Consider the following 14,630-nt stretch of genomic DNA (forward strand, 5'->3'; position numbering starts at 1 on the left):
CTAAAAATTATAAGCGACTGATACACCAATGTTTCTGGGGTCAACTATTGCCGCATAGCCGTCAACATAACCGCGCCCAGGGGGCTGTCTTACCGTCACGGCTTGCTCATCGAATAGGTTATTGACGAAACCACTAATACGCCAGTTCTCATTTTGATAATCGAGATTGAAACGAGTGATCACATAGTCACCAGCAATTCGTTCATCGGTATTATTGATATCGCCGAAATACTCACCCACATAATGTCCAGAAAAACCTAAGGTCAATTCATCATTTAACCAATACTTTACGCCTACATTAGCGGTGAAGTTAGGGGCTGAATTGAGTTCATTACCTATGATGTCACCATAAGCCTGATCGGCAGATTTAATCTCACTGTCGAGCAGACCAAAGCCACTGGTTAGCTGCCAATTATCATTTAACATCGCGGTTAATTCGGCCTCGAGTCCGGTAGTAACCGCTTTTTCAATATTGGTGATCATACGTTGACTGTTCGATGCCTGATAACCATCAAAATCGTTATAAAACAGATTAGCACTCAAACTGATGTCGCCATCGAGAAAACTGCTCCTAGAGCTGATCTCATAGGTATTAACCGATTCTTCATCGTAATAGTAATACTGATTATCTGCCGAAATGGCCCCTCCACCAGAGTTATAACCTTGGCGGGCGCTAACTGATAAGGTGGTCGAGTCATCGACGAAATACTGCAAGACTAATTTTGGTAAGGTCACAGTATTACTCTTATCGAGCTGTTCATTTAGATCGTCACCACGTAAGAACATGGCGAAATTACGAGTTTGCTCCTCATGCATCACTCTGCCGCCAATCGTCAGCCCTAGATGTTGGCTAAGCTGGTAATAAAGCTCTCCGTATATAGATTGAGACTCACTCGTGTCATCGCCTTGATATACCGTGCCTCCAGTACTGGCAAAATCTTGGTTACGCTTAAAAAGCGATAAGCCGACAAACCCATTAAAGCTTGGATCATCTAAGCCAAAACTGTATTTTCCATCTAAGGTGTAGCTAGTGTCATCCATTGCAACGTACTGCTGACTCGCGACGATAGCTTCGTAGGTACTAAACCCCCATTGATAGTCCAGATAGGCTAACAACAGATCGACACTCTGACCTTTCCCAAGCTGATAATCAAATTTGACCGAGTGTGTATTCGACTCGGTATCCATATATCTATTCATAATGGGTTTGAACGCCCACGGATCGTCACCGGTATAATATTTTCGCCCCGTATTACCCTTTTCATGATTATAGGAATAACTGTACAACACAGTTAGATCTGCTAACGCTTCAGGCTGCCAGAGTAATTTAGCCCGCCAACGATTGGTCGTCAGCTCTGTTTGATCAAAGCTTTCAGGATTAGTTGCATAGAGATTTTCTTCGGCATAGGTATCACCAGTAACATTTTGACCGCTAATACGAAATGCCAATTGATCTTCTAAAATTGGCCCAGATAACATTACCGCACTGTCGATATAATTATCTTGATTGCGATAACCAATTCGAGCCGCACCATTCCAGTCAAATGTCGGATCTAAGGTCTTAATGAATACGGTTCCACCAATACTATTACGCCCATTTAACGTAGATTGTGGACCTCGAAACACTTCAACTTGTTGAATATCCCAAAGACCTGTGTCCCCAGTTAAATCGGCAACAAAGGGTTCTGCCACCCCGTCCACTAAGGTTGACACCCTAGCATTGGCACCACCAGTAAAAGAGTTAAAACCACCCGCAGCGCCATTGCCCGTAACACCGCGAATATCAGGAACCGCTCCACTCAACGCCACAACATTAGGCACTTCAGCTAACAAGCTAGAAATCGACTGATACTGACCACTATCTAAGATCTCTTTATCTATTACAGATACCGATGAGCTAGTGTCTTTAAGACTACGCTCAATCTTTTCTCCAAGCACAGTGATCACCTCAATAGACTTCGTCGGTTCATCGCCTGCCGCCGCATAGGCGTTAAATAATAACGGTGAACAAAGCAAAGTCATCGCGGTGAGATTTTTGTGGGGCGACTTATCGTTCATATTCGTCCTCTAATTAAACCAAAAAGGTGATAAGTAAATTAACAGGGCAACAATTTACGTTACCAAAAGACCAAATACAATTGAGAACTATTACCATTTACATTAACATGTTTGTCAGCATGAATAACGACACAAAAAGGAACGAATACTGTTATGTTTCAGGCAATGGCTTTAGTACTGACAATTATTGGTACAACCCTTATCTACTTAACCCGCAAACATCAGCGAGTACTCCGTCAGCGTCTCCCCGCTCCGGTAGCGCTAATGGGAATAAGCATACTGCTAGCAGCATTGCTCAGCTGGTTACAGCTGTTAACCACGACTGCGGCAGTATTCACTTGGATATTCACCGCCATTAGTCTATTCGCCTGTATTCCATTTCTGACCCTAATCAACAAGCAAGAGCACTCCAAATGAACCTGCTATCTCCCGTCAATAAGATCCAACCACAGTGGTGGCAAAAAACACTGATCGCGAGCCTGTTAGGATTCAGTTTGGCTTACAGCATCATTGGCCTATTTGCCTGGTTTGGCCCAGGAGGCATAGATGCGCCGACAAAAGTGCAATTTAATATGTGGCTGGTTTGCCTGTTATGGCTGTGCATCTTGAGCTTGGGCTTTATGTTCAAAACTGCACGGAATGCACTGCTTTATTTAGGCCTAGCAAACCTGTTGAGCTGGCTTATATTCGCCGTTTTGAGGTGGTCACTGTGAAAATACGTTCAGATATTCTACGTACCTATCAATCAATCCATACTTGGACAGGCATAATTGCTGGCTTATTTTTGTTTATCGGGTTCTATGCAGGGTCCTTGACCATGTTTAAACCCCAAATCACTCAATGGGCGACGCCTCCTAGCCATAACTTGCCCCAAGTTAACATCTCGCAGCTTGACGACTTAGTCGCGCAGGCAATGGCATCCCACGATAAAGCTAAACAAGGTTTTATCATTAATTTCGAGCAAGATAAGTCACCCATTGCTTGGTATGAAAAAGGCGGTGGACGAGGCATCCGGCTCGACGACAGACTGATGCAAGGCAGCCTAACAGACAACGATGAACTGATCACCGTAAGTAGTTCCAGTAATAAGCTTGGAAACCTTATCGATCAACTGCATCGCACTGCAGGGATTGCCGGTAAAGTGGGCCATGAAAGACTAGGTATTTTGGTTCTCGGTATCGCCGCCCTATTATACTTCTTAGCACTTGTCTCAGGCGTAATATTCCTGCTTCCCACACTAATGAAAACCCTGTTTGCACTGCGTAAGAACAAAGGCGCCAATCGCTTTTGGCTCGATAGTCATAACCTAGTCGGTATATTTAGTCTTCCTTTTCATCTCATCATCGCGTGGAGTGTCATTGTCTTCGCCTTCCACGATGTACTTTACGGAGGGCTAAGCCTAATCTATGGCGATGAACCAATGTTTACACCGAGAGAACAGTCCACAATCAGCTATTCCGTAGCCGATCTGCAACCAGTAACCAGTTACCTAACGGAAATCAATGCTATAAGCGAAGGCTACCGCATTAGCTCCATGGCGTTTTCTAAGCTTGAGAGCACTAGTCCGAGTTTGGCAGTCAAACTGGTGGGCGACAACACCATAATGCGCGGCGGTTATAGCGATTACATCTATATGAATCCTTATACAAAAAAAATCGCCTTTAACACGATTGCGAACGACGACGCTGGCGTCTATGCGGCAATAGTGAATAGTTTTTTCGGTTTACACTTTGGAAACTATGCAGGGCAATTTGGTCGTTGGCTCTATTTCATTATGGGGTTGTTAGGAGCATTTCTATTCTATAGCGGCAACCTATTATGGCTCGAAAAACGCCGACAAAAACAGGGGGGACAAACCCGCTCCAGCTACATTATGGCAGCGCTAACTGTGGGGGTCTGTTTAGGGTCGATATTAGGTGTTTGCAGCGCAATACTCGCCACTAAATGGCTGTATATATTTGATGATCAACCCAACTACTATTACCTTTACTGCTACTACCTTAGCTTCTTTGGCGCGATTGGTTACGCTTTATGGCGCGGAGCGGCAATTGCAGCGATTCACTTATTGAGGTTATTAGCAATCGCTTGCTTATTAATTCCTGTGACATCGCTAATACTGGCTTACCTACCTCTATTTGATACTTGGGCCCTACGTGATTTCTATGGATTTTCAATTGAAGTAGTGGCAACGCTATTCTCATTGCTATTCTATATCGCTAGCCGAAAAACATACCAAAGGGCACACAATGGTGAACCCAATAGTATTTGGGCTATAACCACCAAGACTCAGTCTTCTCAGGGTCTCTCGTCTTTAAAAACGGAGACTATTTAACCTTAAGCAACGACTCAAAGGGCAATATTGAACTGGCACAAATACGAACTGGCAAAGGTCACTAAAGTGACTGATGCTAGTTCTTTCTGTGACTCATTAGTTTACCAGTCAGCACTATACCATTCATATCTTCGCCATATTAAGCCAACGCAATACGCGAATCCCTCTGGCAATACTCTTGATGCACCAAGCTTATGCAAGCCTGCTCCATTTTGGTGAAAGCTTTAATCAAAACAAAAATAGCTCTGTGACGCCAAAAACAAAAAACAAACATATATATCAACAGCTTATTAATTAAATAAAAAGTTGGCACGAAACTTACATACCTATATATAGGTAGTCGATAGTATACCCAGTGATTAGTAGCTTTATTAGGAGTCAATCATGAAAAATCTTAATCTATTTAGCTTGTTAGTGCAGCAGCAATGGCAATTCTTCACTCATCTTGGCGTAAGCCAGTGGGATGTTGAATAAGCCTAATACATAACAAAGCAAAAACTAAGTCGGCTCGAATCATCGCGCCACAGGATATTAATTTTTTATGAGGAGTTCGAAATGAGTCACTTAGGTAAAAATATCACTCCAAAGATGGCACAGCGAATTGTAGAAGAAGTAAAAACTAACAATTGCCTGCTGTCAGATGTCGCTAAGAAATTTGGCGTATCAAATAAAATGGTTTATCAGCTCGTTAGACAGAGCGAACAACAAGGAAGCCGTGCCAATAGTTTAAAAGCAGAAATAGATAAAGTGACTCAGCACCTTAATCTATTAATGCGTGAACTAAAATTGCTCCAACATTAAAGAATCCGTGCTCGGATAAACTGAGAAATACAATAATAAAAATAATAGGTAGTCAGCAGGAAGCGTGTAGTAGAAAGTGAAAGGGCAGCATACATAATAGCTCATGCCAAAAGGCACACTTTCTAATACGACAACCATTTTAATCGAGGTATCTTACAGGTGGTATCTCGAAGCGCACCCCCAAAGGCGCTTTTAGCCTAGTAAATGGCAGGATGCTCATTTTCTAGGTTTTTTCTTTTTTTACCCCTCTATCTATACCGCCAAGACCAACTCCACTATAAAAAAAATATTAGATTGCTATTAACCCTTTTTTAAAACACCCTCGTTTATACCGACAAGATTGATAATCTCATCAGCATGACTAACGAACGTAATTTCGGAGTAACCAATGAAAAAATCGGTATTAGCAGCCATATTGTCAGCCAGTTTATTAAGTGCCACTTTTGCTATAACTACACCTAATGCACAAGCCAGTGACATTAACTTCCCCCATATTGAAACCATAGGCACTAGCCAAATCCTAGTCAAAGCCGACATGGCAGAGCTTAATGTAGAAGTGGTTACTGAAGCTAAAACGCCTAGCGATGCCAAAGCTGGCTCCGACAAAGCGGTAGCCGACTTTATCGACAGACTGACTAAAGCAGGAGTAAAGCGCGAGCAGATCCAAAGTGCTAACTTACAACTTTACCCAAACCATATTTACGACCCACAGACACGCACTAACAATAAAGTGGGTTACAAAGCTAGTCGAAAAGTGACCGTGACCATCACAGAACTCGACAAGCTTAACGACATCTTAGACAGTGCATTAGCCCAAGGCATTAATCGAATTAACAATATCGCTTTTAAATCGAGCAAAGAGGCGGAGTTGGTTGAAGAAGCTCGCTTACTCGCCATTAAAGATGCACAGCATAAAGCAAAATCGCTCGCGCAAGGATTCGGCGAGCGATTAGCGGGCGTATGGGAGATCCGTTATTTTGACCAACGTCCAATCCAGCCAGTCATGTATCAAATGGAGGCGTCTGCGAAAGCCAATGTAGCCGAGAGCTACCAAGAGGCACAGATGACTATCAGCGATCGAGTTGAAGTGGTCTATCGCTTGAAATAATCCGTATAGATCAAACCGAGGTAACCGCTTGATGATACAAGGCGCGCTGAAATTAGCGCACCTTGTCCATCGACCATATATGCTACTATCACTGTAGGCATACAGCTATTTACCTAAGGTCTCACTTGCATATTCAGTCTCTCAATCGTCGGGGGTATTGGCTTCTGTTATTGTTGCCACTGCTCTTATTAAGTGCTTGTAGTGATGTGACTCCTGCAAAAGCGCCAGAGCAAACCCATAGGTTAGTTGAAGACACGCTGATTGATGGTGCATTATCAAAAAATGCCCGACTCGCTGTAACATTAACGCGCACCAGAACTGTGACAGTTTGGGATACCACAACCAATAAGCCTATCTATCGTTGGCCTCCGGAGCAGTTCGACACTCCGGCCTACCTCATTGCGCTGTCTGGTAATAACCGTTATGTAGCTGTCGCAGGCAAACGACAGATATCCCTGTTTGATTTAACTAATGGTCAACTTGCTCTGCATTGGCAGGTTAATGGCTTTGATCCTGATGCCAGTATCTCAAGCATGTCATTCAATCAAAGTGGTAAACAAGTTGCGATAGGCATGAACGAAGGCAGCATCATCATAGTCAACCTGTCAAGCCAGCAGTTATCTATGTTTAAACAACATGATACCGAAGTGAGCCATTTAGAGTTTAGCCAGGTTAATGAACATATTCTGTCTGCGGGATACGATGGCAAAGTGCTTTGGTGGGCCACAAGCAGCGGGGAGGTTATTAAAGAGTTCTCACTTCCACAAAGAATCACCAGCACCGGATTTGACCAAGCCAATCGGCGCCTGTTCTTTGCCGATAGCTTAGATAACCATCGCATTATCGACCCCAGCTCAAACACAGATATCGCGCAGTTAAATTTTCTTGAACGCTATCGCTATTTCCGCAAAGCACTGTTTATTGAACATGGACAGGAGCTACTTACCGCAACCTCAAAACAAGCCATCATCCACTGGGACGCTAAAACAGGCCAAGAGATCCAACATTGGGAAATTAGCGCGTTTTCTCTCGGCACCACGGTTATGGATATGGTATTAGATGACAGCGGAAAATTACTCACATTAAGCTCTGACGCAGGCCTTGAGCGGTGGGCCCTCTAGTCCACCTCGCTTTAACCTGACGAGTTTAACCTAAACATTTAGCCTAAAATCAGGTGATTTATCAGCATTAGATATTAAACACTAGATATTAAACATTAGATATTCAGCTTGAGCTTTTTAGCCAAAGATTCTATCGCCGCACCTTGCAACACAATCGAAAACTGCACGATAAAGAACACCACATGCACAAACTCAATAGCAGCTTCCACCCCAGCAGCGGCCGAAATAAGCGATCACATTTTTATACTGATTGGTATTACTGATAAAAAACTTAATAAAAAAAATAAAAAAGCCCAACCTAAGTTGAGCTTCTGTTTGACTTGACGCTAGCGTAAATCCCGAGGCGGTCTTAAATAGGCCGTCACCAACAAAGTTAATCCAGCTAACACAAAGGGGACACTGAGCATCTGACCCACGCTAAGGCTCCAATCCAGGGCAAACTCAGCCTGACGCACTTTGACAAACTCTATCAGGTAACGAGCCCCAAACACTAATGCCAAGAACAAGCCTACCAGCGCCCCCTCCCTGCGTTTCATCTCGGTATAACGATAGAGCAGCCACAAGGTGATAAAGATGACCAAATAAGCTAAGGCCTCATATAACTGCGCCGGATGGCGTGGCACCATATCGATTCGCTCAAAGATGATCCCCCAAGGCTTATCGGTTGCGACACCGAGAATCTCAGAGTTAGCCAGATTACCTAAACGGACGAATACACAGAAAATGCCTGTTGCGATCGCTAAGCGGTCAAGCACGAATAGAAACGGAAGCTTCACTTTGTGCTTGTAATAATACATGGCCAGTACCACACCTACAGTACCACCATGGCTCGCCAACCCCCCTTCCCAAATCGCGAAAATCTTCGCGGGATGGGCAAAATAATATTGAGGATCATAAAACAAAACATGTCCTAATCGCGCCCCGAGCACTATGCCAACCACGCAATAAACCAACAAGTTATCCAGTGAATCCACATCGAGCCCTTCACGGACATAAATATGCTTAATCACCTGAAAACCACTGGCGATCGCCGTGGCAAATAAAACGCCGTACCAGTGTATTGTTAGCCCCATAAAAGACACTAATACTGGGTCCATATTCCAAACTAAATGCTCCAAACGTGTTGCTCCCAAACCTCTGACCAAAAGGCCTAAATAAAAATTATCTGCTGACATGCAGTTTTACGCGCTTCGCCTAGGTTATTCAAGACTTTGGCTTTGGATTAGCTAAACTTTATCTAAGAATAATCGGTTTAACTGTCATCCATAGATAGTCAATTTTCTAAGGTCGTTAGGATTTTCGCTGGCAATGAAAAAGGCTTAGTCGCCAAAGCGACCAAGCCCTTAATTTATATTGATTGATATTAGTTAACGCTTAAAACACTACTTTGCGACCGAGGCAAACAACTGATTAAACTTTTCTAAACCTTCATGGACGATGGCATCACTAATGGTCAAGGCTGGCAGGAAGCGGATCACGTTACCGTAAAAACCACAGGCTAACAGCACTAATCCATGTTTGGCGGCATTGGCAATAATGGCTTGAGTCAGTGCGGTATTAGGCTGCTCTTTATCGCCATCGACAATCAACTCCATCGCGATCATAGCGCCTTGATTACGCACCTCGCCAATGACTTGAGGATATTGCTGCTGCAACCCCGTTAAATGTTCATTGAAAATCGACCCAATTTGCGCTGCCCGCTCAACTAAGTTTTCCTCGGCCATCACCTCGAGCACTGCCAGCGCTGCGACGCAGCCCACTGGCGAGCCACCATAGGTACCACCCAGACCACCAGGCAGTGGCGCATCCATAATCTCACTCTTACCAACCACAGCCGCAAGCGGGAAACCACCAGCGATCCCCTTCGCCATGGTGATCAGATCGGGTTCAACATCTGCATGTTCAAAACTAAACATCTTACCAGTACGACCAAAACCACTTTGGATCTCATCGGCAATTAGCACGATCCCATGCTGATCGCATAGCTTACGTAGTGCCTGTAAAAATTCGGCTGGCGCGGCGTAGAATCCGCCCTCACCCTGAACGGGTTCGACAATAATGGCCGCCACATCGCAGGGCGCAATATCCACCTTAAATAGGTTTTCAATCGCCTTAAGTGAGTCTTTCACGCTAACATCATGCAACGCCATTGGATAAGGTGCGTGGAAGATATCTCCGGCAAATGGACCAAACTGATGCTTGTAAGGGCTAATTTTTCCCGTCAGTGCCATGGTCAAATTGGTTCTGCCATGGAAGCCACCATTGAAAGCGATAACACCACGACGACCCGTATAAGCGCGGGCGATTTTGACGCAGTTTTCAACGGCCTCTGCACCTGTTGTCACAAAAATCGCTTTCTTATCACTGTCACCAGGCGCTATCTCAGTCAGCTTCTCAGCTAGCTCAACCGCCGACTCATAGGGATTAACCATCACACAGGTATGGCTAAAATTATCCAGCTGAGCCTTAACCGCCTCGACAATTTTCGGATGACTATGACCGGTATTGCACACCGCAATCCCCGTACCGAAATCGATAAAACGATTGCCTTCGACATCCCAAATCTCAGCATTTTTAGCACGTTCAACATAAACTGGATAAGCGTTGCCTTGACCTCTAGCAATAGCCTTAACTTTACGCGCCTGTAGTTCTGCGTTATTCATCTGTTTGTCCTTTACTCAACCTAAAGTTACTTATCCAATCCGCCAAGACACAAATACTTAATTTCTAAGTAATCATCTAGACCATATTTAGAACCTTCACGACCATTACCCGACTGTTTCACCCCACCAAAAGGCGCGGCAGCATTAGAGATGATCCCTTCGTTAACCCCCACCATGCCATATTCCAGCCCCTCTGCGACGCGGAAGATACGACCAATATCGCGGGCATAAAAGTAAGCGGCCAGGCCATATTCGGTATCGTTAGCCATGCTGATCGCTTCGGCTTCATCATCGAAACAGATAATCGGTGTCACTGGGCCAAAAATTTCATTACGCGCCAGCGCCATATCATTGGTCACGCCAGTAACAATCACAGGCGCGAGGAAGCTCTCCCCTAAGTCACTACGCTGACCACCAGTCATCACCTTAGCACCACTGGCAACGGTCTCTTCCACCAGTTTGAGCACATTATCGACGGCCGTTTTATTGATCATTGGGCCGACAGTAACGCCTTCGCTTAAACCGTCACCCACTTTTAAACCCGCCACCGCCGCTGCAAACTTTTCGGTAAATTCAGCAGCAACCTTACTTTGGACAAATATTCGGTTGGTACAGACACAAGTTTGACCCGCATTACGGTATTTAGAGATCAGGGCGCCCTGCACTGCTGCGTCGATATCGGCATCATCGAAAACGATAAATGGCGCGTTGCCACCTAACTCCATCGATACTTTTTTCACACTGCTAGCACACTGTGTTAGCAAAATTTTGCCCACTGCGGTGGATCCAGTAAAAGTAAACTTGGCCACATCAGGATGTTGAGTCAATACCTTCCCCATACCCACGGCATCTTCACCCACCACAATATTAAACACCCCAGCAGGAATGCCGGCGCGTTCTGCCAGCTCGGCCATAGCCAATGCAGATAAGGGGGTTGATGGGGCAGGACGAGCCACGAAAGTACAACCTGCCGCCAGCGCTGCGGCCGCTTTACGGGCGATCATCGCATTAGGAAAGTTCCAGGGCGTGATCGATGCCACCACGCCAACGGGTTGCTTAATGACTAAGATACGTTTGTCATTAGAGGGGGCGGGAATTGTATCACCATAGACTCGCTTACCCTCTTCGGCAAACCAATCGATAAAGGCAGCACCATAGGCAATTTCACCCTTTGCTTCAGCTAGAGGCTTGCCCTGCTCAAGGGTAAGTATCCGGCCAAGATCCTCTTGATGCTCCATCATTAGGTTGAACCACTTACGCATTAACGCCGCACGTTCATTAGCGGATTTTTTTGACCAAGCTGGCAACGCCTTCTTCGCTGCGACTATCGCCATCTCTGTTTCGGCGCATCCCGCATCGGATACTTCGGCAATCGTCTCTAAATTAGCAGGGTTCACCACCGCGAATCGCTTATCGCTGTGACTCCAGTTGCCATCGATATATGAGGCGAGCTTGATTAACTGGCTATCTTTAATTCCCTGCATAATTACTCCAAATCAAAAAGGTTCACTAACTTTTACTTATCTCTCTATTGAATAGCAAAACCAACTCAGGTTAAATACAAAAAAATCAACACAATGTTTTATAGCGATAAAACTTATGAGTAAGCAATCGATAATTCCTAAAACGGTCACCGAATATGATCTACGATTGCTGCGTATCTTTCGCACTGTTGTTGAAAATGGTGGTTTCGCTGCCGCCGAGACAGAATTAGGCGTGACCCGCTCCACGATCAGCGTCCATATGTCTAATCTTGAGAGCCGTATGAAACTGAAACTTTGTAGCAGAGGGCGAGGTGGTTTTGCCCTCACCGAAGCGGGCCAAGCCGTGTACCATGCTTGTATCGAGCTGTTCGACTCACTCAATAATTTCTCGATGTTTGTCAACAATCTAGGTGAAGAGTTAATCGGAGAGTTGGTGATACTCTGCGCCGACCAGCTCGACCATACGATGCAACAAAAGTTGGCGCAAGTGATCGCCTATATTCATCAGCGTCAGCCACAGCTGCACCTCATCTTAGATGGTGAAGCACTGCACCATATCGAGAAGTCACTGTTACAAGATAAAGCCCATGTTGGGCTACTTCCCAGCTATCAACAGATAGAAGGCCTGAACTATCGCACCATCTTCAGTGAGCCTATTTATCTCTGTTGCAGCGCGCAACACCCCTATTTTTACTTAAATGATGATGAGATCAGCGCGGAAATGTTGGCTAAGACCCACTCTATTCACCCGGGAGTCGATATCGATCCCGATGGAAGGGAACAGTTAAAGCGCCTAAACCTTGCGGCAAAAGCCTATCAGTTTGATACTCGTAAAACCTTAATTTTATCGGGATGCTACATAGGTTATCTGCCGCTAAGCTATATACAGCAAGAGCTTGAAGCCAAGCAGATGAAGATAATCCACGGCGATGAAGCCAGTTACCAATTTAACCTTTCTATGGTCTGTAAGCATTCGGCGAGAGAGACGGCTAAAGTCGAGCTGTTAATCGCGGCATTTGAGGAAGTCTTCGCATTGAGTGAAGTGGTATAAAAAAAGCTGTAGCAACACCTTAAGTAAAGATATTGCCAACAGCTAAAATGATGAAACTTTAGTAATATAAAAATGTAATACGCTCATCCTGACCGCAAGTACATCAATGAAAGCAACACGATGAAACAAAAGGCCCAACCCTAAGTCGATTGCAGGAATTCGAAAATATTCAGAGCCTTAAGATAGTGTTATTTTTAATCGTCGTAACTAGGATTAAGTGTTCAACTGCTTGACAACCAGAGATGACGGCTACCTTTATTTAAAAGCCACTTAACAACACCACACCAAACAATATAACGTAAAATAACAAAAGCTATACATCAAATGTAATACAATTGAATTTGGACGTATATTTAAACAAACGAGATCTAAAAAGTGGCTCACGAATTTATTTAAAATGGGTAAATGATCACTGTTGTGACAATAAGTTATTAAAAACTGCCACAACCACTATTGAATGTTTAACAAAGATACTGATAGGGGAAATGACGAAAGGTGGAGGTGACGCTACTCAGCCAATTAATAGCTATGTTATAATGTTAAATCTCATATTTTTATGGATCTTACCTTGAATCATTTTAAGCCAATCAAGCAGGTTAAAGCCTCAGAAGAAGTGTCGCAGCAACTCAAGTGTGCCATTTTTGAAGGTAAGTATGTTGCCGGCGATAAACTGCCCTCTGAGCGAGAGTTGATTGAAAACTTTCAGGTAAGTCGAACAGTGGTTCGTGAAGCGATAAAAGGTTTAGAAGCGCGTGGATTAGTCGAAATCAAGCAGGGCGCTACGGGCGGCGCATTCGTTAAAGAACTCACTTTTGAAAGACTAACCAATGACTGTAAGGATCTGTTTTCCCTAGGTCAAATGTCTTTTACTGAGATCTGCCAAGCGCGTTTAGCCATAGAGCCTGTCGTGGCAGGTTTGGCCGCAAAACATTGCACCGATGAGCAAGCAAAGATGTTGATCGAAGCCAATAATAATGAAAATAAAACCTTAGAACATCCGGAAACCGTATTGCTACGCAGCCGCGTACATTACCTGCTCGCCGATATGTGTAACAATCGTTTTTTAACCGCTATCGACAAATCATTAATTCAGCTAGTCGCTAACATTACTCATCAATTTCAACCCGATACCGACAAAGTCCATCCGGCGGGACTACACCAATCTATCATTGATGCAGTGATCGCTCGCGATGAAATTGGTGCAGAAAATGCGATGCGAGAGCACTTAATTGAGTTTATCTCACTCTTACAGGGTATCGAAGAAGAGTACAGGGAATGGCTTAATGCCAGTTACACTCCTAGTTAATATCCCAAACAGATCACTGAGATTTCCCCTGTAAAGCTAATACTGAATCGATTAACCTAAAATCGATTCAGTAGTTCTACATCAAAATCATGCTCTGTTACAGCAAGACCAAGGAGTTCAATTCGCTGCTTTATCGCCGTTAGCTCACTATCAAGCTGATTTAATGTCAGGGTATTGTCATCCAGCAGATAAACCAATTTTAGGCTAGTGAAATAAAAACTTAAGATAATCAAGGCGTCAACATTATCGTTGTCCGCCTCGCGTTTTATCGCCTTCAGCTTACGATAGATCCGATTTTGTAGCGCTTTTAAGCGCGACACATAATAGATCTCTTTCAAATAATCATTGTGGCGCTTTAGATATAACCCACCCGCACAAATCGCAAAAGCAATAAGTACACCTAAAAAATTAAGATGTAAGTTCCCCGTTGGCTCACCACTTTGCACCTCAACATGACCAAAAAGACTTATCAACACTTGGCCAAAAAGTAATGATAACAGCGCTAGACTGCCGATAAAAACCCCAATCACCCGATTTAAACGTTGGCGATAAAGTACTTTATCGACCTCGACTAACTTCATTTTAGTTCTCTTTTACCACGACAAAAATAGCTTGCAAGATTACCATGAGTCGCAGTCTAAGTCGCGGTTTTACTGATATAAAACATTTGATCTATTGATTAAAGCTAGGCAAGTTAAGCTGTAAG

General features: G+C 44.1%; 12 protein-coding genes. 7 read left to right on the forward strand and 5 right to left on the reverse strand.

Going from position 1 to position 14,630, the window contains the following annotated elements; translation table 11 throughout:
- Positions 1-2,058 (reverse strand): TonB-dependent receptor, encoded by a 2,058-nt coding sequence (locus K0I62_RS16065; RefSeq protein WP_220069066.1) that lies wholly within the window; start codon positions 2,056-2,058, stop codon positions 1-3.
- 153 nt (positions 2,059-2,211) lie between these two features.
- On the opposite strand from K0I62_RS16065, the gene K0I62_RS16070 reads away from it, so the two are divergent.
- The 5 genes from K0I62_RS16070 (at position 2,212) to K0I62_RS16090 (ending at position 7,420) form a co-directional block, all read left to right on the forward strand.
- The gene (locus tag K0I62_RS16070) at positions 2,212-2,475 is read left to right on the forward strand and encodes a hypothetical protein (protein WP_220069067.1); all 264 of its coding nucleotides are present in this window, start codon (positions 2,212-2,214) and stop codon (positions 2,473-2,475) included.
- Positions 2,476-2,767: 292 nt separating this feature from the next.
- Positions 2,768-4,390 (forward strand): PepSY-associated TM helix domain-containing protein, encoded by a 1,623-nt coding sequence (locus K0I62_RS16075; protein ID WP_220069068.1) that lies wholly within the window; start codon positions 2,768-2,770, stop codon positions 4,388-4,390.
- A gap of 555 nt (positions 4,391-4,945) precedes the next feature.
- Positions 4,946-5,191, forward strand: coding sequence for a hypothetical protein (locus tag K0I62_RS16080; protein ID WP_220069069.1), 246 nt, complete (start codon positions 4,946-4,948; stop codon positions 5,189-5,191).
- A gap of 388 nt (positions 5,192-5,579) precedes the next feature.
- Positions 5,580-6,299, forward strand: a complete 720-nt coding sequence (locus tag K0I62_RS16085) for an oxidative stress defense protein (RefSeq protein WP_220069070.1) — start codon at positions 5,580-5,582, stop codon at positions 6,297-6,299.
- Between the two features lie 125 nt (positions 6,300-6,424).
- Positions 6,425-7,420 (forward strand): WD40 repeat domain-containing protein, encoded by a 996-nt coding sequence (locus K0I62_RS16090; protein ID WP_258405021.1) that lies wholly within the window; start codon positions 6,425-6,427, stop codon positions 7,418-7,420.
- 326 nt (positions 7,421-7,746) lie between these two features.
- On the opposite strand, the gene lgt is transcribed toward K0I62_RS16090, so the two are convergent.
- The 3 genes from lgt to K0I62_RS16105 form a co-directional block, all read right to left on the reverse strand.
- A complete protein-coding gene (lgt, locus tag K0I62_RS16095; RefSeq protein ID WP_220069071.1) occupies positions 7,747-8,538 on the reverse strand; it encodes a prolipoprotein diacylglyceryl transferase in 792 nt (263 codons plus the stop codon).
- Positions 8,539-8,802: 264 nt separating this feature from the next.
- Positions 8,803-10,083, reverse strand: a complete 1,281-nt coding sequence (gene gabT, locus K0I62_RS16100; RefSeq protein ID WP_220069072.1) for a 4-aminobutyrate--2-oxoglutarate transaminase — start codon at positions 10,081-10,083, stop codon at positions 8,803-8,805.
- Between the two features lie 26 nt (positions 10,084-10,109).
- On the reverse strand, positions 10,110-11,567 hold the full coding sequence (locus tag K0I62_RS16105) for an NAD-dependent succinate-semialdehyde dehydrogenase (RefSeq protein WP_220069073.1): 1,458 nt from the start codon (positions 11,565-11,567) through the stop codon (positions 10,110-10,112).
- 115 nt (positions 11,568-11,682) lie between these two features.
- On the opposite strand from K0I62_RS16105, the gene K0I62_RS16110 reads away from it, so the two are divergent.
- Both K0I62_RS16110 and K0I62_RS16115 read left to right on the forward strand, forming a co-directional pair.
- Complete coding sequence (locus K0I62_RS16110; RefSeq protein WP_220069074.1) at positions 11,683-12,618, forward strand: LysR family transcriptional regulator; 936 nt, start codon at positions 11,683-11,685, stop codon at positions 12,616-12,618.
- A 568-nt stretch (positions 12,619-13,186) separates the two neighbouring features.
- Positions 13,187-13,924 (forward strand): FadR/GntR family transcriptional regulator, encoded by a 738-nt coding sequence (locus K0I62_RS16115; protein WP_258405022.1) that lies wholly within the window; start codon positions 13,187-13,189, stop codon positions 13,922-13,924.
- A 56-nt stretch (positions 13,925-13,980) separates the two neighbouring features.
- On the opposite strand, the gene K0I62_RS16120 is transcribed toward K0I62_RS16115, so the two are convergent.
- Positions 13,981-14,505: a DUF3087 family protein gene (locus tag K0I62_RS16120; RefSeq protein WP_220069076.1), complete on the reverse strand. Its 525-nt coding sequence runs from the start codon at positions 14,503-14,505 to the stop codon at positions 13,981-13,983.
- Positions 14,506-14,630: the final 125 nt, after the last annotated feature.

The sequence above is a fragment of the Shewanella psychrotolerans genome (assembly GCF_019457595.1).
GTDB classification, from domain to species: Bacteria; Pseudomonadota; Gammaproteobacteria; order Enterobacterales; family Shewanellaceae; genus Shewanella; species Shewanella psychrotolerans.